This window comes from Erwinia artemisiae (assembly GCF_051400835.1).
GTDB classification, from domain to species: Bacteria; Pseudomonadota; Gammaproteobacteria; order Enterobacterales; family Enterobacteriaceae; genus Erwinia; species Erwinia aeris.
In genome coordinates this window covers 431,033-452,170 of record NZ_JBLFFM010000001.1, presented here as the reverse complement: position 1 = coordinate 452,170, position 21,138 = coordinate 431,033, and the positions used below count along the sequence as shown (strand labels likewise).

The window sequence follows — 21,138 nt, the reverse complement described above, 5'->3', positions numbered from 1 at the left end:
TTTACCTCACCCTTTACCTGCACCGGGTCTGTTAAAACGATAAGAATAGAAGGATTACCATGTCCACCGCTATGCTGTTAGCCATCGCGACCGCCAGCGTCGTTGTTCTGCTGCTGCTGGTCATTAAAGCCAAAGTCCATCCCTTCGTTGCGCTGTTGATTGTGAGCCTGCTGGTCGCTATCGCCACCGGCATTCCGTCTGAAAAAATCATGGAAATCATTATGAGCGGCATGGGCGGGCTGCTCGGTCATATCGCTATTATCATCGTACTGGGCGCGATGCTCGGCGCGATTATTGAGGCATCGGGCGGCGCAGAGTCGCTTGCGCAGCGTTTCAGCAAGACGCTGGGCATCCGGCGCACCGTAGCGGCGCTGACCATGGCGGCGTTTATCCTGGGGATCCCGGTGTTTTTTGAAGTCGGCTTTATTATCGTGATCCCGCTGATCTACGGCTTCAGCAAAGTTGCGCGCGTCTCACCGATCAAGTTCGGTTTGCCGATGGCGGGCGTCATGCTGACGGTGCACGTGGCGCTGCCTACGCATCCTGGCCCGGCGGCGGCGGCCGGGATCCTGCACACTGATATGGGCTGGCTGATGCTGCTGGGCCTGGTAATTTCGATCCCGGTGGGCATTGTCGGCTACCTGGTGGCGAAGGCGATGAATCGCCAGCGCTTCCAGCTGTCGGTGGAGGTACTGGAAAGCCTGCAAATGGCGAAGCCGGAAGGCGCAGAGAAAAAGAGCGAGACGCCGGGCGCGCTGATGATTTCTGGCCTGATCGTGGTGCCTATCGCGCTGATCGTGCTGGGTACGCTGGCGCATTCGCTGCTGGCGGAAGAGAGCCTGCTGCGTAAGGTGATGACGGTGATCGGCACGCCGCCGATAGCGTTACTTATCGCGCTGGCGCTGGCCGCGTGGCTGCTGGGATTGCGTCGCGGCTGGAGCAAAGACAAGCTGGAAGATCTGACCGGCCGCGCCATTCCGGGATCGGCCAGCGTGATCCTGGTGGCGGGCGCGGGCGGCGCATTTGGCAAGGTGCTGGTAGAGTCGGGCGTAGGTAAAGCGCTGGCGTTAACGCTGGAAACGCTGCATCTGCCGCTGGTGCCGGCGGCGTTTATCCTGTCGCTGGCGCTGCGCGCCTCGCAGGGATCGGCCACGGTAGCGATCCTGACCACCAGCGGCTTGCTGACGTCGGCGGTGGGCGGCGCAAACGAGATGGACAGGGTGCTGGTGACGCTGGCCGCCTGCTTTGGCGGGCTGGGCCTGTCGCACGTGAACGATGCGGGCTTCTGGGTGGTAACGCGCTATCTGGGGCTGTCCGTGGTCGACGGTCTGAAAACCTGGACGGTGTTAACCACGGTGATGGGCCTGAGCGGCTTTGCGCTGACGTGGCTGGTGTGGGCGCTGGTCTGACCGGAGTGATAAAGGAGGAAGGGGTACTTTCCTTCCTCCTTTAAGGCTTACTGCGGATCGGCGGTTCTTTTTTCCAGCTTGCTGGCCAGATAAGGCGCGGTCAGGCTCTCAGCCGCCTGGCTGACCGTTTCAGGTGTTCCAGCCGCCACGACGCGGCCGCCGTTACTCCCGGAACCCGGCCCTAAATCGATCACCCAGTCCGCCTCGGCGGCGATGCGCATATCATGTTCGGCCATGATAACGGTATCGCCACGCTGCACCAGCCGATCCAGCACGCCCAGCAGTTTATCCGTATCGGAAGGATGGAGGCCCGAAGATGGCTCGTCCAGCAGATAAAGCGTTTTCCCCCGCTGCGCGCGCTGAAGCTCCCAGGCCAGCTTGATGCGCTGGCATTCGCCGCCGGATAATTCCGTGGCCGGCTGGCCTAATTTCAGGTATCCCAGCCCCAGGGCGGTAAGCGCCGTTAAAGAACGCTGAATGGTGTCATTGCCGTCAAAAACGGTAACGGCCTCATCCACGGTCAGATCGAGGACGTCAGCAACTGTTCGGTTTTGCCACCGTATCTTCAGCGTTTCCTCGTTGTAGCGGGCGCCGCCGCAGGCGGAACAGGGCGCGCTTACGCCCGGCATAAACATCAGTTCAATGGTGATTTGCCCCTGGCCTTCGCAGACCGGACAGCGCCCCTCGGGCAGATTGAAAGAGAACCGGCTCGCGGTAAAGCCTCGCCGTTTTGCCTCGTCGGTTTCTGCAAACAGCTTACGCACAGTGTCAAAAAAGCCGGTGTACGTTGCCAGGTTGGAACGAGGCGTGCGTCCGATAGGGCGCTGATCGATGCGGATCAGCCTTTTAAGGCTGTCGCCTCCGGCAACAATGTTCCCCTGCACATCTGACGTCTCGTCTTCTTCCCCGGCCTCTTCATCCCCCGGCGTGTTATCCAGCCGTGCCAGCAAGCCCGGCAGGACGCGGGTCAGCAACGTTGATTTCCCCGAACCCGATACGCCGGTGATCACGGTCATGCTTTCAAGGGGAATGGCCACATCAAGCGCGGAAATATTGTTGCAGCTAACCTGTTCCAGCCTGAGCCAGCTGGCCGGGGTGTTACGCTGGCGTAAACCCGGCTGCTGCTCGCTGAACAAATAAGGCGCCGTACGTGACGCTGTCACTTTCTCCAGCCCGTCCGGCACACCGTTATAGACGATTTCGCCTCCCTGGCGGCCCGGCCCTGGCCCCACCTCAATCAGCCAGTCGGCTTCGGCAATCACATCAAGATTGTGTTCTACAATCGCCAGCGAGTTGCCGGCCTCCAGCAGCGAACGCAGGGAATGCAGCAGCGCCTGCACATCGTCCGGATGCAGCCCGGCGGAAGGCTCATCCAGCACGTACAGCACCCCGAAAAGCTGTGAAATAAGCTGGGTCGCCAGCCGTATCCGCTGAAGCTCTCCGGAAGAGAGCATGGTGGTCTGCCGTCCCAGAGCAAGGTGGCCCAGCCCCAGCTTCTCAAGCTGATCAAGACGGCCGCAGATGTCCGACGCCATTCTTGTGGTGGCTTCCCGCAGCGCCGTTTCCTTTGGTAAAGAAGCAGCCTCGCCCTCGGCAAACGGCAGCAACAGCGTTTTCAGCTGTGTCAGGGTCAGCTCGCCCATCCCGGCGATATCGTAGCCGGCAAAGGTGACGGCCAGGGCGTTTGGGTTAAGCTTTTTCCCCTGACAGGCGGGACAAGGCGCCGTGGCGATAAAGGGGGAAAGCCGCTTTTTAACGGACTCTTTTCCGCCGGCATAGCTTTGCAGCAGATATCTTTTGGCGCTGGTGTAGGTGCCGGTATAGTCAGGTTTCATCCCGGCCGCGATCGCCGCTTTTTGCTGCTTAGCATTCATATCCGGAAACACGGGCACGGAGGGTTGCTCATCGGTAAACAGTATCCACTGCCGATCCTTTGCCGATAAGGTTTTCCACGGCGCATCCACGTCGTAGTCGAGCATTTCAAGAATGGTGCGCAGGTTTTTTGCTCCCCAGCCGTTTGGCCACGCGGCTATCGCGCCTTCGCGAATACTTAACGACTCATCAGGCACCAGCGCATTGGCTTTCACTTCATGCGTCCTGCCCGTGCCCTGACACAGCGTACAGGCACCCTGCGGATTATTGGGCGAGAACGCCTCGGCAGGCATAAACGGGATCCCCTCAGGGTAATGCCCGGCACGGGAAAAAAGCAGGCGGAGCGTGACCGAAATACGGGTCAGGCTGCCTACCGTGGAGCGCTCCTGAGCGCCTGCGCGACTCTGCTGGAGCGCGACGGCCGGCGGCAACCCGTCGATGTTGTCCACGTCCGGCACCGGAGCCTGCTCAATCAGGTGGCGCACGTGTGGCGCGACGGATTCCAGATACCTTCGCTGCGCTTCCGCATAGAGCGTATCGAAAGCCAGTGAGGATTTGCCCGAGCCGGAGACGCCAGTAAAGATGACGATGGCATCGCGAGGGAAAGAGAGTGAGACATCTTTCAGATTGTGTGTTCTCGCTCCGTGTACGCTTACGTCAGTGCTGTCGACTTTCTGTTGAGCGGCGCGTTCAGTTCTGGTCGGCGTCATAGTATCCCTGTAAAAATTGATGTGGCTGACAGTATCGGGGCGTTCAAAGCAGGCCCGATCCTGAATGGCGTGCAGGAAAGGGTAGTTCTGTTAAGGCGATCACACAATTCGCCTCAGTCAGGCGAATTGCTAAAATTTTTTTATCTCAGCGAAACTTTTCCCTGTTGTTCGACGAACCTCTGGTTAAGGAGATGGTTTCCTTTCACCTGTCGAATAATGGAGAGATGTTTATGCGTATGAACCTGAAAGCCCTGACCGCCGCCACGCTGCTGGCGCTTACCTTACCCATGACCAGCGCCTTTGCCGCCCTGCAGGTCGGTGAAAAAGCGCCGGACTTTAAGCTTGATGCCGCGCTGGCCGGTAAATCGACCACGTTCTCGCTGCAGCAGGCGCTGCAAAAAGGCCCGGTGGTGCTCTATTTCTTCCCGGCCGCGTTTAGCGCAGGCTGTACCCTGGAAGCGCATGACTTTGCCGAAGCGACCGATGAGTTTAACAAGCAGGGCGCGACGGTGATTGGCGTGACGGCAGGCAATACCGATCAGATTGCTAAATTTTCCCAGCTGGAATGCCGCGATAAATTTACCGTAGCCGCCGATCCGGGTGCGAAAGTCGCGACGGAATATAAAAATACGCTGGAGATGAAAGGGAAAACCTATTCCGACCGCACTTCCTATGTGATTGCGCCGGACGGCAAGATCCTGCTCAGCTATACCGACAAAAATCCGGACGCGCATATTCAAAAAGCGATGGACGCGGTGAAAAAATATCGCCAGGCCAACCCGGCATAACGGAGTAGGTTTATCATGCTGACTGCTATCGCTGCCGCCTTCCTGGGCGGCCTTATCCTGAATTTAATGCCGTGCGTGTTTCCGGTGATTTCGCTGAAGGCGCTGAGCCTGCTGCGCCATCATGACAGGCCTGCACAGGCTCGTGCCGAAGGCCTGGCGTTTCTGCTCGGCGTGGTGGTGACCATGGTGGCGCTGGTGGGCGTGCTGCTGCTGGCGCGGGCGGGCGGATCGTCGGTCGGCTGGGGATTTCAGCTTCAGTCGCCGCTGGTGATCGCGCTGCTGATCCTGGTGATGCTTGGCTCGGCCCTCAATTTTTTTGGGCTTTTTGAGGTCGGGCTTTCGGTGCAGCGGGTAGGGGGAATAGGCGGCGATCGTGGCGGTCTGACCGGCTCTGCGCTGACCGGCGCGCTGGCAATTATTGTGGCGACGCCCTGTAGCGCGCCCTTTATGGCCAGCGCGGTCGGCTATGCACTGACTCAGCCACCGGTGGTCAGCCTGATTATCTTTATCTCGCTGGCGCTGGGATTTGCTGCACCTTTTACGCTGATTTCTTTTTTTCCGGTGCTGGCGAAAGTGCTGCCTGCGCCCGGCGCCTGGATGTCGACGCTGAAACAGGGGCTGGCGTTTCCGATGCTGGGCGCGGTCGGCTGGCTGATTTGGGTGCTGGAGCGGCAGGCCGGCTCGGCGGCGCTGGCGACTATCCTGGCCTGCTGTCTGCTGCTGAGCTTTGCCGCCTGGCTGTATGGCATGGCGCAAAAACGTCAGATGATGGGCAGGCGTCACTGGGCGCTGCATAGCGCAACCGTGGTATTTCTGCTGCTGGTGGCGGTGCCGCTGCTTAACCTTAACGCCACCGCCACGCCGCAAAACAGCGCCGAAACTGCACAGGCTGCGGCAGCCGTTGCCTGGACGCCGCAGAATGTCGAGGCGATTAAAGGGCAGGGCAAACCGATTCTGGTAAACTTTACGGCGTCCTGGTGTATTACCTGCCAGGTAAACGATCGCACGTCGCTTTCTACCCAGGCTGTTAAAGCAGCAATGGCGCGTACCGATACCATCTATATGGTTGCGGATTCCACTAAGTACAATCCGGATGTGGAACAGGCGCTGAGCGATTTCGGTCGGGGCGGACTGCCGCTTTATGTGGTTTATCCGGCAGACGGTGGCAAACCGGTCGTGCTGCCGCAGGTGCTGACGCCCAATATTGTTATCTCGGCGCTGGATCGCGCCACTGAACACGGGAAAAAATCGTGAGCAAGCGTAGTGACTACAAGCCCGGCAGATAACGTTTTGCAGGCGGGCAATGCCCATCACTGAGACGCAGCACTGGCCTGCGCTGATGGCGCGCGCGCAGGCCGGCGACCGCGAAGCCTATAACCGGCTGCTGAAAGCGATGGTACCTGCCATCCGCGCCTTTGCGCGTCAAAAAATCAGTGATGAAGCGCTGCTTGAAGATGTTATTCAGGAAACGCTGCTGGCGATCCATCGCGTCCGCCATACCTACGATCCGCAGCGTCCCGTTCTGCCCTGGGTAGCGGCGATTACCTCGGCCAGGGCGATTGACGCTCTGCGGCAGCGCGGCAGAAGTCAGGAAGTTCAGGACGAGGAGGCGGTAAACCGCCAGGCTGCTGTCCTGCCGGAAACGGATACCGATGGTCATGAACTGAATGGCTATCTGGACAGCCTGCCGGTAAGGCAGCGGGAAATTGTGGAATCCGTTCATCTGCGCGAACAGAGCCTTGCTCAGGCCGCGGCGGAAAGCAATCTGTCGATAGCCGCCGTAAAGTCGCTTTTGCATCGCGCAATGCTTAACCTTCGCAAATCAGGAAAAAGCAATCATGAGAAATCATGATCGGTTTATCGATCAACTTAGCGACTCGGCGCGGCCGGTTAAACGCCTCTGTCCTACGGGCTGGCGCGTGGCTGCCTGGATAGCGCTGGCCTTGCCCTGCGGCATGGTAAGCAGCTGGGCGCTGCACAGCAGATTCACCGACTGGTCACGGCCCGATGCGCTGCCTGCGCTGCTAAGCCTGCTGCTGTCTTTTATTCTTGGCAGCGGCGCTATGGCGGGCGCGTTTACGCTCAGTCTGGCCGGGCGACCACCTGTTCGTCTGAAATGGCTGGGCCTGCTGGCGCTCATCTGGCTGGCGCTTAATTTAGGTAATATGACGGCCACCTTACCGCCGGGCGGCGGACAGTTTGGCGAGGGCGTACACTGTTATCTGTTTATGCTGTCGGCCAGCCTGCCGATGATGGTGATTGCCGTAGCGGCGCTGCATCGTTCCCGCTCGCTTTATCCGGGCAAAAGCCTGGCGCTGGCAGGCGGCGGCATCGCCTTTATGTCATCCATGCTGCTGTCGCTGTGCCATCAAACGCATCTGCATATGCTGGATTTCATTATGCACCTGGCCGCGGGCATCACGATTATCGCCGTGACCGTGCTGGCGGGAAGGCGCTGGATCCGGCTGGATTAATCTTCAGGTCAAAGCCCGCGAGTTAAACACCGTATCGGACATCATCTAATGAACCTGCTTATTGACCGTATTACGCCTGCTACAGACGGCTTTTCGGCATTACTCAACGAGAGTATGCGTTTTCAACTCAATATGCTGAACAGGCTCCAGACTAACTGGCTCAGCGGGCATAATCGTTTTGAGGCGGCGGGAGAAAAGTTGCTGGGCGTTTTTTGCGATGGTCTGCTTATCGGGATCTGCGGTCTGAATCGGGATCCTTATGTGTTACAACCGCGAGCGGGTAGAATTCGCCATTTGTACGTCAGCCTTAAATGGCGCCGCATGAATACAGGCCGACTTCTGCTTAACAGCGTTATTCAGGATGCAGGGCGCTACTTTGATTGTCTGAATACCAACGCGCCCTGTTCCGCATTCGCTTTTTATGAACGAGCGGGATTTGTCCGGGCCGTGGGTATCAGTAACGTGACGCACCAACTTTTTTTGCAGGCGCCGGGTATATAAAACAGGCAAACAGGGGAGACGCAGCGCTCCCTCTGCCGTATGCCCAGACTAAGTATCGCGCTATAGCCAAAAACTATACCCAGTCCTTCTTACGGAATTCACGCAGCTTATCGGCGACCCACTGCATTTCTTCCGGTGTACCAAGCGAAATCCGGCACCAGCTGTCGGCTGGTGGAAAAGCGCGGCCGACCAGTACGCCAGACTCTGCCATCCGCTTTTGATACGTTTGCAGCGGCGTTCTGAGCTGGTGGAAAACAAAGTTTCCCTCAGACGGCAGGTAAGGGAGCTGTAGCTCGTCCAGCGCTTTCACTAAAATCTGACGGGAAAGATCGTTGCTCTTTTTGCTGTATGCGATAAACGCATGGTCATCCATAGAAGCCAACGCCGCATCAACGCCGCAGAAATTTATCTTTTCTCCGGCAACATGCTTTTCGAGCCGCGCAATTGCATCCGGGTGCGCCACCGCATAGCCGACGCGCATTCCGGCCATAGCGTGAATTTTAGAAAAGGTCTTCAGCAGAATAATATTATCCATGCCTTGCGCAATCAGCGGCGAGACGGAGCGGAAACGTTGGTCGTTAACAAACTCGGCGTAGGCTTCATCAACAATAAACATCGTATCGGCAGGCTTGCTGGTTATCCATGGTTCAATCAAGTCGGCTGGGGTAATAGTCGCCGTCGGATTATTAGGGTTTACCAGATAAACCAGCGACGGGCCACGATGATTGGCTACGACCGCCTTCATTGCCGCAATATCAAATGCCCAGTTATCAAGCATCTTAACTTTAGCGATCTTCATACCGGCAATCTTTGCGAAATGTTCGCCATCGCCATAGGTCAATTCCGGGATAACCAGCTGCGATCCCTGTGGTGACCAGGCTTCCACCGCCGCCCGAATCCCTTCTGATGAGCCGGCGGTAAGCAATATGGCTGACGGAGAAACCTGGTGATGTTCAGCAACTTTTTGACGCAGCCCGATAATTTCCGCTTTGGCGTAGCGATTCGCTTTTAAGACGGCATCACGTGCGGCAGCCTGTGCTTTGGGCGACATGCCAAGCGGGTTTTCGTTGAAATTAATGCGGACAGGACGATCCGGCGTGGGCGGGGTAAAGGCTGATTTGCTGAGCGGTGCCGCGGCAAAGGTCGCAGCATTAAATCCGGCGGCTAGCGCCGCGCCGCCCGCCATGATGCCGGAAAGCTTCAGTAAGGATCTGCGTTTTGCATCCACGGCCTCGTGATCTTTCACCATTACATTCATCATACATTCTCCTTTTTAATCGATGACGAAAAGGAGAATGCAGTAATTATGCCAGTTTCCGCGGCAGATGACCAAGCGCCGTTTGTTAACATCATGTAATAGCTGCAGAAGCCTGTTTTCCGGCGCAGGAGGAAGTTTGCTAAGCCCGAAGCCTAAAGATTGCAATCATAAGGCAGGTTTATTTATCACGCCCGTTAGCGCTTTAATGGTGCGCTTACGCACCAAAGGTTATCACTGCCCGTGAAAGCAGCAGAATAAGAAGAGCAGGGAGCCGCCTTGCTCCCTTTTCCTGTGCCTACACATCCAGCCGATGAATAACGCTGACAAACTGGTGCACGCCGCTGTTGATCTCCCGCAGGCTGCGCGAAAGCTCGCTGATTTTATCCTGCTCGGTGACCATAAACTGTTTGACTGAATCCAGCTCCTGGTACATCTGCTTAATCAGCTGCGTATTAACGTCCACCACGGCGGTAATTTTTTGCGTGGCGCTGGCGGTTGAAGCGGCAAGACGGCGAACTTCCGCCGCTACCACGCTAAACCCGCGGCCAGCTTCACCGGCACGAGCGGATTCTATCGCGGCGTTCAGCGCGAGGATATTGGTCTGCGAGGCGATAACGTTAATCGTATCGACCACTTCGCTGATGCTTTTTGCCGATGCGTTCAGCTGGGTGCCAATTTCCGTGGCGGCGCTTACCTGCAACGCGACCTGGCCGGAGTTCCGCACGGTTTCGTCCAGCACTTCATTAGCGTTATGGGTGATTTGCGAGGTTTGTTCCGACGTGGTGACCGCTATATCTGCCACGCGCTTCGCCGCCTCAACGCGGGCCGTAATATCTGAAGCCAGCTTGATAACCTTGCAGACTTTGCCGTCGGCGTCATAGATGGGGTTGTAGCTTGCCTCAAGCCAGATACGTTCGCCGCTGGCGGTTTTACGCTCAAAGCGGCCGACAAAATGCTGGCCTTTGCTGATTTTTTGCCAGAAATCGGGGTTTTCCCGGTAAAAGCTGTCATAACAAAAAATACGATGGTGCTGGTCAACGATGTCCGACAGCGCATAGCCCATATGGGTAAGGAAATTGCTGTTAGCGGTGATTATCTTGCCGTCAGTGGTAAATTCTATCACCGCCATAGAACGATCCAGCGCGGTGATCACCGCTTCTTTCTGCTCCAGCTCCTGATGACGAGCGGTAATATCAGAGGCTATCTTGATGACCTTATAAACCTCACCCTTATCATCACAAACGGGGAAATAGGTGGCGCTAAGGTAAAAGCGCTGATGCTGTTTACTGAAACGTTCAAAGATACCCGTGACCGACTCGCCTGATGCCAGCGTTTGCCAGAAATGATGATATTCCGATGAGCGGACATAGTCCGTATCGCAAAAAATACGGTGATGCTTGCCCTGGATTTCGCTTAGCGAATAGCCGGTCATCTCCAGAAACTGCTGATTGGCGCTGAGAATTTCTCCATCGGGCAAAAACTCAATCCACGCCACATGCTGCTTAATCGCGTTAATGTCCTTAACAACGGCGCTGCCTTTAGATAAGGACAGAGAAAAACTCGATTTTTTTACACCAAACATAGACAACCCCAGGAAGTTTTCATGATCTCAATGATCCATTGCGGGCCTTTTATCCTCGCCAATGAATACTGTGCGCCGACCGCCAGCGCGGTGACGCATGATTTTCCCGGGTGGAACGTTTTATCCTTTGACTCTACAGAGCAAAGAACCGTGTCTCTTCTCGCACTTCGGTGCGGAGGCCGGGATTCTGTCTTGGTAAATTTCCTGATGTGTAGTAACGGGCCAATAAGCCTGTCTATAAACCACTATCGGCAGGCTGGAGAAAAATTTGAGTAAGATGTTTCAAAATGTGCGCTTTGAGCAAGGTTTTGCATAAAGCAGCGCCGCGTAATAAACACGCCCGGTTTGCACCTGACTATGACAGTCAGTATGGTAGCGGCATTATTTTCGCTGAGAGAACGCTATGACTAACCACACTTCAAAAGATCCGCTGCATGGCATGACGCTGGAAGCCATTATCAATGCGCTTGTCGCACGCTACGGTTGGGACGAAATGGGCAAACGCGTTAATATCAACTGCTTTAAAAGCGACCCCAGCGTTAAATCCAGCCTGAAGTTTCTGCGTCGTACGCCGTGGGCGCGGGCAGAGGTTGAGGCGTTATATATTGAATCGCTAAGCGATTCTGCCGAACCTGAACCGCCTGCCGACAGCCCGTGGGCCAACTGGAAAAGCAAAAAAGAAGAGTAGGCAGCGGCTGCCTTGTTTTGCCTTCCGCATTATCCTGCCGCCGGTCGTATCTGAAAATGTGACCGGTAACGCATCGACACTCCGCTTCTTTACATAAAGTTAACATTCTTGATGTAAATTGACTTAAGCGAGGGGGTACGGCATGAAGGCCAGTAAAGTTTCAGGGAATCGGTTTACCTGGTTTGTCTGCATGATGGCGGCGCTATCGGGCCTGCTGTTCGGGCTTGATATCGGCGTTATTGCAGGCGCGCTGCCTTTTTTAGCGAAAGATCTGCATATCAGCAATCACGAGCAGGAATGGGTGGTCAGCTCGATGATGTTTGGCGCAGCCATTGGCGCGCTGGCCGCCGGCTGGATGTCCTCGAAGCTGGGACGCAAAAAAAGCATGCTGGCCGGGGCCACGCTGTTTATTATCGGCTCGCTATGGTCGGCGCTTTCGCCGGATGTGGAATCGCTGATATTTTCCCGCGTTCTGCTTGGGCTGGCAGTGGGCGTGGCATCTTATACCGCGCCTCTGTATCTTGCTGAAATTGCGCCGGAACGCATTCGCGGCTCTATGATCTCCATGTATCAACTAATGCTGACCACCGGCATCGTGGTGGCTTATCTTTCCGATACCGCCTTTAGCTATAGCGGCAGCTGGCGCTGGATGCTGGGCGTTATCGCTATCCCGGCGGTGATCCTGTTTATCGGCGTGCTGTTTCTGCCTAACAGCCCACGCTGGCTGGCTTCGCACGGGCGTTTTAACGAGGCGCAGCGCGTGCTGGATCGTCTGCGTAATACCAGCGAGCAGGCGAAGCAGGAGCTGGACGACATCCGGGAAAGCCTGAAGGTTAAACAGCACGGCTGGTCGTTGTTCAGAAACAACGGCAATTTTCGCCGTGCAGTATGGCTGGGGATGCTGTTGCAGCTGATGCAGCAATTTACCGGCATGAACGTGGTGATGTACTACGCGCCGAAAATTTTCGGCATCGCCGGTTTTTCCAGTACCGGCGAGCAAATGTGGGGAACGGTGATCGTCGGCATGGTCAACGTGCTGGCAACCTTAATCGCTATTGGTCTGGTCGACCGTTGGGGACGTAAGCCGATGCTTACGACCAGCTTCCTGGTGATGGCCATCGGTATGGGCGTGCTGGGCACGCTGCTGCATCTGGGCATTGAAACCGATTTTCGTAAGTACTTTGCAATTGCGATGCTGCTGATCTTTATCGTCGGCTTTGCGATGGCAGCCGGCCCGGTGGTGTGGCTGCTGTGTTCGGAAATCCAGCCGCTGAAAGGCCGCGACTTTGGCATTACCGCCTCCACGACCACTAACTGGGTAGGTAATATGATCGTCGGCGCGACGTTTCTGACCATGCTGGAGAAGTTTGGTAATGCCAATACGTTCTGGTTCTACGCCGCGCTTAACCTGGCGTTTATCCTGCTGACGATATGGCTGGTGCCGGAAACCAAACACGTCACGCTGGAGCATATTGAGCGTAACCTGATGAAAGGCAAAGCGCTGCGGGATATCGGCGCCTGAAAAAGACGGTATCAAAGCCAGCTACGTAAAATCTGCAGGGCCAGAGCCTTGCGGATTTTACGTAGCGCGATCGATTCAATGGGCAAATAAGCGTTTTTATGGATAAATAATGAGATATCAAGCCCGCTTTATGGAGCAAGCGATAACGGCCGGTGAAGTTAACATAGTTCATATCAATCCGTTTGCCGGACAGGGAGAAAAAGACAGAAGGGTGCTTATTAGTGATAATGGCGCGCCAGTACTGGTTTTACAGCTTTATATCCGTGCTGATGAAGAAGGTTTTTTGATTTCCAGCGCGTTCTGCGACTTTCTGTGTAACGACCACTCTATAGCGATAATCTGCGGCGACCATCTGCACATTATCCCAGGCCATTTCCGTAGTTTCTCGCTTGATGACTACGTTGGACACATTTATGCTGTTCCTGATATTAATTCTGTCAGGCTGCATGAGCATTTCCTTGTCGCTACCTACAGCTATGTTTTTCTGGTTCACCTGACTGAAGGCATTCTCTGGCAATCCGCACGATGCGCAATTGATGGCGTGACGCTGTCAGCAATTGAAAATGATGTGATTGAAGGCGAGGGCGACTGGGATCCGCCGGGAGGCTGGCAGCCGTTCCGGCTTTCACTTAAAACCGGTGAGCCGGTTTGCATGGACTAATAGCAAGGAGCGCACATTGAGAATTCATCACGACAATAAAGCCCAAAGACTTTACCGCCGGGTCAACACGACCACGCGGCATCGCTCGAACCACCCAGGCGCCGAGTATCGCCACGAAAGGAATAAAAAAAAGCTGCCTGCTGAAATGTTGCCGCAGCGCGAATCTATGCACGGCAGGCATCAGCGCGGGCTGGATTATTCCCCGTTGTTTTACTTTCTGCTCAGCAAGCTTGGGCAATGCTGGGATGAGGTGTACAGCGAGGCAAAAAGCCGGTTAGATAAACCCGAGCCCATATTCTGGATGGTGGCGCAGCATGAGCACCAGCAGCGCGAGTATGTTTGCTGCGGCGAGTTTAGCTTTTTCCCTGGCTTGTTTATTGATGAACAGGGAATGCTTCAACAGGTTAATCCGCAAATTTCAGCAGAGGATATCCCGGTAACGTGCCGTTGCTGCACGCATACTTTTCTTGGGGAAGTCGTGCCGTGGCGAGAAGAGTGAGCATTGAATTAAAACGAGTCAGCGTGAAGCGCCTTGCCCGGTAACGTAGCCCGTGTTGCCCCATGATGAAACGCTGCATACGGGCGGCGGATTTGCTCAAAGGCGCGCGGGAACGTCAACTGGGGAACAGGGTACAAAGAGCCGCCTTACGGCGACGATCCACATGACCAGTTTTGGATAAAGCAGGGAATTGATTACGCGAGGAAAGGTAGCCGGACTGTCTGGTACGTCGTTAATTTAACATAATATACATTATGCGTACCAAAATAAAGCTACGTGAAAACTATGACTTACCGGCGGTTCATCAATACGTTTTGGAAAAATACGATGAAAACCAGCTTGTCGCAAAGCTTAGCTCGCTGCATCAGCCCTGGCGGCTGAAGTCTATCAAATCGTTGCCGATAACCTCTACAGTGCTGTTTAACCCTTGATGGTGTTTGCATGAATAAAATTCTTCCACTGTTCGCTTTAGGCTTTTCCTTTTGCAGTTCCGCTGCTGTAGATCCCGGACCGGGAACATATGTGTGTGATATCCGCATAACCAGTTCCCGAACTGAAACGCTGGTATTGCCGGAAGCGGCGCTTGTTCAGGATCATGGCAGTGACTATCAGGTGAAAATGCTCGGTAACGAAGTGGCGTCGCCAGAACTGGCAAGCGTGATGGGCGGAGTCAAACAGCAGGCCACCGTTAACGGGGTGACATTTTTCAGGCGAGCTAAATATGACGATCGCTTTATCATTGAAAACACCAACACGGGCTTCTTTTATCGCCTGAGGCACTGCAAAAAAATGTAGGGCGCCGCCAAAAACAGATAGCGGCGCCCTTTTCTTTCATTAATATCACCCCGTTCATGCCGGTAAACTGCCAGCCGCAACAACATTCCCGGCCATACCGCACGGCGAATGTTCAGGGAGCGAAAATCGCTCTGACGCAGCCGTCTTCCTTGTGCTTGAACATTTCATAGCCGCGCGGCGCGTCTTCCAGCGAGAAACGGTGCGTCGCCATAAACGCCGGATTCAGCTCGTTTTTCGCCACGTGATCCAGCAGCCGATGCATATAACGCTGCCCATGCTGCTGCGCGGTACGGATGGTCAGGCTTTTATTGATCATCAGCCCCAGCGGAAATTTATCCATCACGCCATATACGCCAAGAATGGCGATATTGCCGCCTTTGCGACAGGCATAGAGCGCCTGGCGCAGCGCCGCGCCGACGTCCGTTTCCAGATGCAGCAGCTGTTTAGTTTTGTCGTATACCTGGCTTAAACCTTCACCTCGCGCCTCCATACCGACCGCATCGATGCAGCTGTCCGGGCCGCGTCCGCCGGTAAGTTCCAGCAGCGCCTCGTGGATATCCACCTGGGTATAATCCAGCGTGATGCTGCCGGCATAGTCGCGCGCCATCGCCAGCCGCTCCGGATAGCGATCGATGCCGATAACCTGATGCGCACCCATCAGCCATGCGCTCTGCTGCGCCATCAGGCCAACGCCGCCACAGCCCCAGACCACCACGGTGTCGCCAGGATGGATATTGCAGAAATCCGCGCCCATATAGCCCGTGGGCGCGGCGTCGGACAGAAACAGCGCCTGCTCATCGGTTACGCCATCCGGGATCACAAAGCAGTCGTTATCGGCAAAAGGTACGCGGACGTATTCGGCATGGGAACCTGCGTAGCCGCCAAAAGCGTGGCTGTAGGCATAAATGCCGCCGGTCGGATGGCCCAGCACCGTCTCGCCTTTTTCCCATTGGGGATGGGTGTTATCGCAGCAGGAAGGCAGCTCATGCTGGCAATACCAGCAGGAACCGCAGGAAATAAAGGAAGGAACCACCACCCGATCGCCACGGCGGATATTTTTCACCGCGCTGCCTACTTCAACCACCTCGCCCATAAATTCATGACCAAGGATATCGCCCTCGCGCATGCTGGGGATCAGCCCGTCGATAACATGCAAATCGGAGCCGCAGGTGGTGGTCAGGATAACGCGAATAATGGCATCGTGAGGATTAAGCAGACCGGGATCCGCCACTGTTTCAACGCTGAGATCGTTAACGCCATTCCAGCAAAGTGCGCGCATTTATTTCTCCTTATCCTGACGTTCGGCATGGCGGCCAGCGGGCTGACCGTTAATCGTAGGGATCTCTCCGGTTTCGGCGAGGCTTTTAAAGCGATGCAGCGCGATGCTGGCAATCTCTTTAGGCAGCAGATCGAAAAAGGTGGTCACTTTTTTACCCAGGGTGCCGCCAGGCGGCGTGAAAGTCAGGGTTAATGCCAGCTCGGTTCCCCATTCGCCGGGCGCCGGCGTCAGCACCAGCTTGCCCTCGTTAGGGATATCAGCGCCTTCCAGCGACTGCCAGGCAATAATCTCACCCGGCTGCGCCTCTACGATACGGCTTTCCCAGGCATATTTTTTCCCGAGCGGGCCATCGATCTGCCAGTGCGCATCGCTTTTATTGATCGGCGTGACCTTTGCGAAATGGCTCATAATGCGCGGCAAGGTATCCGGCGCCAGCCAGAGAGCAAAAAGATCGGTGGCGGGAAGTCCTATGGATATCCAGCGGCGGAGCGTCAGTTCTTTAGCGGATTCAGGTAGCGGTTTTCTGGCCAAATGTTCCCCCTGTAAGGTACAAAAAGCGGTGTTCGATGTAGTTGAGTTAAGTTCAGAAAGGCGAATACTGCGAGCGAAATTGCGCTGTGCAGACGCAACAGGCGCCGGGCTATCCCCGGCAGGATTTATTGCTGGCTATTTTGCCAGTGCTGCTCGCAGTGCTCCCTGGCTTCGGCAGGCAGATCGCGCAGGTCCGGCAGGCTGTCGCCAGAGCCGTAACCCATCGCTTCGGTGGCTTCTTTCTGTTCATCCTCTGCGGCAAAGCTGAGCGTCTCATCCAGCTTTTGCCAGCCGCCGTCGTCTTTGCGGTAAATTACCGCATGGGTTGGCATGCTCTCGTCATCGCCATAAATTTCATATTTCTGCACCGGCGCGTCTTCCGGGCCAAACTGTAGCGTGTCGATCAGAACTGAATCAGCCATCTTGCTTCTCCTCTGTAATTGAAAAGTAAGGGTAGTCTAAAGATTCAGGTGCTGTCAGGCGGATAGCGAAGCGAGGATGGTGGCCAGGCCCTGAGGATAGATAATCTCAGCGGTGGTCTGTAACTCAGCCATGTGCCACCAGCGGTGGTCGCTGATAACACGCTTTTCATTACGACTCCAGCCGTGAGTGCTGATAGCGTGGCTTTGTACCCACACCACGTAAAATTTTTCCAGCGCCCTGACCTTCTCGCCATCCGGCAGCGTCATGACAAAACTTTGTTGCGCGATGCTGCTGCCAATATCGGCACAAACAATCCCGGTTTCTTCCCTCAGTTCTCTGATAGCGGCCTGTTCAAAAGATTCGCCCTGCTCAACGCCGCCGCCGGGCGTTGCCCAATAGGTCTGTCCCGCCAGCGCATCCGTTGTGTGGCGATATCTGAACAGCAATATCCGTTGGCCTTCATCAAGGATCAAAAGCCGGGCTGCCGGACGAACGCGCATTTTTATTTCCTTTCAGATTGGTAAGTCAGGCCGTGGCTGTCCGCAAGTAATTCAAAGATTTCTGATGATGATAAAGGGCCGGCAAGGATCACGCTGATCCAGTGTCCTTTATTCATATGATAAGCGGGCAGAATGCCCTCTTTGAGCCGCAGCGAACCGACGTGCTCCGGCCTGACTTTTACGTTAAGGATATCTACCCTCTCTTCATGCTCCAGCCCCAGTTTTGTACCGGGCACGTTCATGACGATAGCGAACCATTTCTTGCCATTGGCATGACGAAGTACGGCATAACCCGGCTGGCTGCGCCAAAGGTATTCCGGTTCTGACTTAAAGTTTTCCCGAACGTAGCTGAATAATGTCTCTCTTTCCATGACGTCTCCTGCCACAAAAAATCGTCCCGGGATTATGCCCCTGCTGCGGCGGAATGGCGAAGAAATTTGCCATAAAAAAGGCCGTGTTCGACACGACCTTGCCACTGATTTACGCGGTATTTTTAATGCCGAGCAGCACCAGAATGCCGCCGGCAACAAGCCCTGCCGCCGCCAGCAGCAGTGCCGGTTCCAACGAATGAAACAGCGTCACGCTTAACGACGACATCAGCGGGCCAATCAGCTGCCCCGTTGCGTAACCGGAAGTCAGTACCGCTACCGTCCGCGCCACGGCACCCTGCGTAACTTCACGCGCCAGCCGCATCGAAAGCTGCATGATGGAAAGAAAACCCAGCCCGGTTAACAGCGTGGCGATAAGCAGCCCTTTCGCGTCATGGAAAAAAACCACGCTGGCGACGCCCGCGCCCTGCACTATCATGGCCGTAGCCAGCGCAGGCTGCGTACGGATACGCGCGGCAAAGGCAATAACCAGCAGCACGCCCGCTGCCGCCGCCAGCCCAAACAGCGGCCAGAAAAAGGCGGCCTGGTTGCCGACCGTAAAAATAGCGTGCGCCATCTGCGATAAAAACGTTGCCGGCAGAATATAGCCGAAGCCCGCCAGGCTATAGGCCGCCAGCAAAAGCTTCAGGTTGCGGTTTAGCGGCTCGGGTTTTATTTTGCCGTTGGCGGTCGCCAGCGTCTTTGGCAGCCGGGTAAAAATCATCAGGGCGGCAATAGTCGCCACCACGCCGTAAACCAGCCAGGCCTGTGAGGCATGAAAGCCCAGACAGGCCATCGCCCAGGCCAGCACGCCGGTTAAGGTAATCCCCACGCCGGGGCCGGTAAATACCGCCGCCGACAGTTTTGGCGCCTGCTTGCCCGCCAGCACCAGCTGTGTCCAGGAAGTCACGATAATCAGCGCCCACGCGCCGCCCACGCCAGAAACAAAGCGGAACAGGCATTGCAGCATAAAGCTGGAGGTAGCGGCGGAGAGCAGCGTAACCAGCACCGTCGCCATCAGGCCCGTTTTTAAATAAAAGGTATGATGGCGTTTTAATTTACTGACGTGGATGGCGCCCAGCAAATAGCCGATGTAGTTCATCGCCGCCAGGATCCCCGCGCTGGAAAGCGTAAGAAAGCCATCCTCAATCATTAAAGGGATTTGTGGCGTTAAAGAAAAACGGCCAATGCCCATCACGGCGACAAGGGTAATGATCCCCGTAAGCATGACGCCGGGCGCGCCGGTATATTGCGAGGCCTGAGTAGACATAATTTTTGCTTTGCTCCTGCGAAATATCTTAATCTGGCGGCCATACTATTTCGCAATCGCTGAATGAAAAATGGGGCGAATTATCCTATGACAGGCAGTCATACCCGGGAACGCAACGAGGATATTAAAAACTTCCTGACGCATCACCGTTCACGGCTTAATCCTGAAGACTATGGTTTTACGCTGCAACAGCGGCGGGTAAAAGGCCTGCGACGAGAAGAAGTGGCGCAGCTCGCCGCCGTCAGCGTCAGCTGGTATACCTGGCTTGAGCAGGGACGCGATATCAGTATTTCGCCCGCCGCGCTGAAGCGGATCGGCAACGTGCTGCAGCTTTCCACCACCGAACAGGATTATCTGGACAGGCTGATTTTCGGCGCGAAAAATGCACCGAAACCGGGCGCAATACCGCATGAGGTTAAAGTGATGGCGGACGCGCTGGCGCCGCATCCCGCGTTTATCCGGCGCGCCAATATGGATATTCTCTACTGGAACGAAGCGGCCAGAAGCCAGATTTTTGACTGGTCGACTATCCCCGAAGACGATCGTAACTCGCTGAAGCTGATGTTTATCAGCGACGACTATAAGCAAAAAATCCATCACTGGGAGCTGGCCGCGCAGCATACTATTGCCGCCTTTCGCACCTATTACGCTGCCAGCAACTATGCAGAAGATTTCGGGCGGGTGATTGACGATCTTACCGCCCGCAGCGAGGCGTTCCGGGAGATGTGGCATCGTCAGGACGTCAGCAAGTTCGGCACGGGTAACAAGGCTATTATCGATAGCCAGGGAAAAATCAGTCATTACACCTATAGCGCGCTGGAAGTGGAAAGCGCGCCGGGTATCTTTCTTATCTTTTATCTTTGCCGTGCTTCAGAACAGCCATAACCCTTATTTACAGGGCGTACGCGCCCTCTTCTTTTTCAGTTTTATTGATTAAGAATGGCAAAACTATCGGCTTTCAAACCCGCACCAACGCGCTTATCATTCCTTACATCAAGGCGACATGCCTTTAAATCTGATAATTAAAGTAAGGAACCTTCCATGAAAGCAATCAAAAAATTAGTTGTTATTACCGCCCTTTCACTGATCTCTTCCGTGAGCTTCGCCCAAAGCGTCACCGCCTGTGCTTCCACCCTGGACGCCGCCGAAGCGCAGATTTCAGCCCAGGCGAAAGCGGCCAACGCCTCTTACCGCATTACCGAAGCCAATTATAATAACGGCGTTCATATGACCGCGGTTCTTTCTGCTAAAGAGTAATAGCCAGCTATGGCCTCCGTTACTGGCGGCGCAACTTCATTGCTGTCCGCCCAAATGTTATGTTATAACATTTAAAAATTACGGGACGGAGGATGGTATGTTGGCGGCAAAAGTAAAAAACGTGGGCCTGGCGCTAGGCGCCCTGCTGATGTGCGGACAGGTTTTTGCACATGGTGCCCACTCGCACGGTAAGCCATTGAGCGAAACCGAACAGAAAGCGGCGGAAGGCGTTTTTAATAACCAGGACGTTAAGGAAAGAAGCCTGACGGACTGGGACGGCGTCTGGCAGTCGGTCTACCCTCTGCTGGACAGCGGCGAGCTTGATCCCGTGCTGCAAAAGAAAGCCGAAAAAGATAAAAGCAAAACCGTTGAGCAGCTTAAAGCGTATTACCGCAAGGGCTATGCCACCGATATCGATACGCTGGCGATTGAAAACGATGTTATCGAGTTTCGTCGCGGCGACCAGGCCAGCCGCTGTCACTATCACTACAAGGGTCATCAGATCCTGACGTATGCTTCGGGAAAAAAAGGCGTTCGCTATCTGTTTGAATGCCGCGACGCCAACAGCAAGGCACCAAAATACGTGCAGTTCAGCGATCACACCATTGCGCCCCGCCAATCGGCTCACTTCCATATTTTTATGGGCAACACCTCTCAGGAAGCGTTGCTGAAGGAAATGGACAACTGGCCTACTTTTTATCCGTGGCAGCTGACCAACGCTCAGGTGGTTGATGAGATGCTGCATCACTAA

23 protein-coding genes are annotated in these 21,138 nt (G+C 55.3%); 14 read left to right on the top strand and 9 right to left on the bottom strand.

Features of this window, described 5'->3' with window-relative positions; genetic code table 11:
* Positions 1 to 59 precede the first annotated feature (59 nt).
* Entirely contained in the window at positions 60 to 1,409 is a 1,350-nt protein-coding gene (locus ACMGEE_RS02200) for a GntP family transporter (protein WP_253454097.1), read from the top strand.
* Positions 1,410 to 1,456: 47 nt separating this feature from the next.
* On the opposite strand, the gene ACMGEE_RS02195 is transcribed toward ACMGEE_RS02200, so the two are convergent.
* A complete protein-coding gene (locus tag ACMGEE_RS02195) occupies positions 1,457 to 3,991 on the bottom strand; it encodes an excinuclease ABC subunit UvrA (RefSeq protein ID WP_436829593.1) in 2,535 nt (844 codons plus the stop codon).
* A 224-nt stretch (positions 3,992 to 4,215) separates the two neighbouring features.
* On the opposite strand from ACMGEE_RS02195, the gene ACMGEE_RS02190 reads away from it, so the two are divergent.
* Genes ACMGEE_RS02190 through ACMGEE_RS02170 form a run of 5 tightly spaced genes read left to right on the top strand, consistent with a single transcriptional unit; the run spans position 4,216 to position 7,754 of the window.
* Positions 4,216 to 4,779, top strand: coding sequence for a peroxiredoxin (locus ACMGEE_RS02190; RefSeq protein WP_253460979.1), 564 nt, complete (start codon positions 4,216 to 4,218; stop codon positions 4,777 to 4,779).
* A gap of 15 nt (positions 4,780 to 4,794) precedes the next feature.
* Positions 4,795 to 6,033: a protein-disulfide reductase DsbD family protein gene (locus ACMGEE_RS02185; RefSeq protein WP_436829592.1), complete on the top strand. Its 1,239-nt coding sequence runs from the start codon at positions 4,795 to 4,797 to the stop codon at positions 6,031 to 6,033.
* A gap of 49 nt (positions 6,034 to 6,082) precedes the next feature.
* Positions 6,083 to 6,631, top strand: a complete 549-nt coding sequence (locus tag ACMGEE_RS02180) for a sigma-70 family RNA polymerase sigma factor (RefSeq protein WP_125287580.1) — start codon at positions 6,083 to 6,085, stop codon at positions 6,629 to 6,631.
* Complete coding sequence (locus ACMGEE_RS02175; RefSeq protein WP_436829591.1) at positions 6,618 to 7,253, top strand: DUF1109 domain-containing protein; 636 nt, start codon at positions 6,618 to 6,620, stop codon at positions 7,251 to 7,253. Before ACMGEE_RS02180 ends, ACMGEE_RS02175 begins: the two co-directional genes overlap by 14 nt.
* Positions 7,254 to 7,301: 48 nt before the next feature.
* Positions 7,302 to 7,754: a GNAT family N-acetyltransferase gene (locus ACMGEE_RS02170; RefSeq protein WP_436829590.1), complete on the top strand. Its 453-nt coding sequence runs from the start codon at positions 7,302 to 7,304 to the stop codon at positions 7,752 to 7,754.
* Between the two features lie 73 nt (positions 7,755 to 7,827).
* On the opposite strand, the gene ACMGEE_RS02165 is transcribed toward ACMGEE_RS02170, so the two are convergent.
* Positions 7,828 to 9,015 (bottom strand): pyridoxal phosphate-dependent aminotransferase, encoded by a 1,188-nt coding sequence (locus tag ACMGEE_RS02165; RefSeq protein WP_436829589.1) that lies wholly within the window; start codon positions 9,013 to 9,015, stop codon positions 7,828 to 7,830.
* Between the two features lie 292 nt (positions 9,016 to 9,307).
* On the bottom strand, positions 9,308 to 10,594 hold the full coding sequence (locus tag ACMGEE_RS02160; RefSeq protein WP_301250786.1) for a methyl-accepting chemotaxis protein: 1,287 nt from the start codon (positions 10,592 to 10,594) through the stop codon (positions 9,308 to 9,310).
* A 403-nt stretch (positions 10,595 to 10,997) separates the two neighbouring features.
* Here ACMGEE_RS02160 and ACMGEE_RS02155 point away from each other — a divergent pair, with 403 nt between their 5' ends.
* From ACMGEE_RS02155 to ACMGEE_RS02135, 5 genes are all read left to right on the top strand, one after another.
* Entirely contained in the window at positions 10,998 to 11,282 is a 285-nt protein-coding gene (locus tag ACMGEE_RS02155; protein WP_253454085.1) for a VF530 family protein, read from the top strand.
* Between the two features lie 142 nt (positions 11,283 to 11,424).
* Positions 11,425 to 12,804 carry a sugar porter family MFS transporter gene (locus ACMGEE_RS02150; RefSeq protein WP_436829588.1) on the top strand — a complete coding sequence of 460 codons (1,380 nt, stop codon included), beginning with the start codon at positions 11,425 to 11,427 and terminating at the stop codon, positions 12,802 to 12,804.
* Positions 12,805 to 12,913: 109 nt separating this feature from the next.
* Positions 12,914 to 13,465, top strand: a complete 552-nt coding sequence (locus tag ACMGEE_RS02145) for a hypothetical protein (RefSeq protein ID WP_436829587.1) — start codon at positions 12,914 to 12,916, stop codon at positions 13,463 to 13,465.
* Positions 13,466 to 13,481: 16 nt separating this feature from the next.
* Entirely contained in the window at positions 13,482 to 13,964 is a 483-nt protein-coding gene (locus ACMGEE_RS02140; protein WP_253460976.1) for a hypothetical protein, read from the top strand.
* 441 nt (positions 13,965 to 14,405) lie between these two features.
* A complete protein-coding gene (locus tag ACMGEE_RS02135; RefSeq protein WP_394148680.1) occupies positions 14,406 to 14,759 on the top strand; it encodes a hypothetical protein in 354 nt (117 codons plus the stop codon).
* Positions 14,760 to 14,871: 112 nt separating this feature from the next.
* Here the strand turns inward: ACMGEE_RS02135 and ACMGEE_RS02130 are convergent, their stop codons facing one another.
* From ACMGEE_RS02130 to ACMGEE_RS02105, 6 genes are all read right to left on the bottom strand, one after another.
* Complete coding sequence (locus ACMGEE_RS02130) at positions 14,872 to 16,038, bottom strand: zinc-dependent alcohol dehydrogenase (protein ID WP_301729532.1); 1,167 nt, start codon at positions 16,036 to 16,038, stop codon at positions 14,872 to 14,874.
* Positions 16,039 to 16,569 (bottom strand): SRPBCC family protein, encoded by a 531-nt coding sequence (locus tag ACMGEE_RS02125; RefSeq protein WP_369894702.1) that lies wholly within the window; start codon positions 16,567 to 16,569, stop codon positions 16,039 to 16,041.
* Between the two features lie 125 nt (positions 16,570 to 16,694).
* A complete protein-coding gene (locus ACMGEE_RS02120; RefSeq protein ID WP_436829586.1) occupies positions 16,695 to 16,991 on the bottom strand; it encodes a hypothetical protein in 297 nt (98 codons plus the stop codon).
* Between the two features lie 54 nt (positions 16,992 to 17,045).
* Entirely contained in the window at positions 17,046 to 17,492 is a 447-nt protein-coding gene (locus ACMGEE_RS02115; protein ID WP_436829585.1) for an NUDIX hydrolase, read from the bottom strand.
* 2 nt (positions 17,493 to 17,494) lie between these two features.
* On the bottom strand, positions 17,495 to 17,863 hold the full coding sequence (locus tag ACMGEE_RS02110; RefSeq protein WP_436829584.1) for an MmcQ/YjbR family DNA-binding protein: 369 nt from the start codon (positions 17,861 to 17,863) through the stop codon (positions 17,495 to 17,497).
* Between the two features lie 109 nt (positions 17,864 to 17,972).
* On the bottom strand, positions 17,973 to 19,130 hold the full coding sequence (locus tag ACMGEE_RS02105) for a YbfB/YjiJ family MFS transporter (protein ID WP_436829583.1): 1,158 nt from the start codon (positions 19,128 to 19,130) through the stop codon (positions 17,973 to 17,975).
* An 87-nt stretch (positions 19,131 to 19,217) separates the two neighbouring features.
* On the opposite strand from ACMGEE_RS02105, the gene ACMGEE_RS02100 reads away from it, so the two are divergent.
* The 3 genes from ACMGEE_RS02100 (at position 19,218) to zinT (ending at position 21,138) form a co-directional block, all read left to right on the top strand.
* A complete protein-coding gene (locus ACMGEE_RS02100) occupies positions 19,218 to 20,015 on the top strand; it encodes a helix-turn-helix transcriptional regulator (RefSeq protein ID WP_301729528.1) in 798 nt (265 codons plus the stop codon).
* 156 nt (positions 20,016 to 20,171) lie between these two features.
* Positions 20,172 to 20,387, top strand: a complete 216-nt coding sequence (locus ACMGEE_RS02095; protein WP_301250772.1) for a YdgH/BhsA/McbA family protein — start codon at positions 20,172 to 20,174, stop codon at positions 20,385 to 20,387.
* A gap of 97 nt (positions 20,388 to 20,484) precedes the next feature.
* Positions 20,485 to 21,138, top strand: a complete 654-nt coding sequence (gene zinT / locus ACMGEE_RS02090; protein WP_436829582.1) for a metal-binding protein ZinT — start codon at positions 20,485 to 20,487, stop codon at positions 21,136 to 21,138.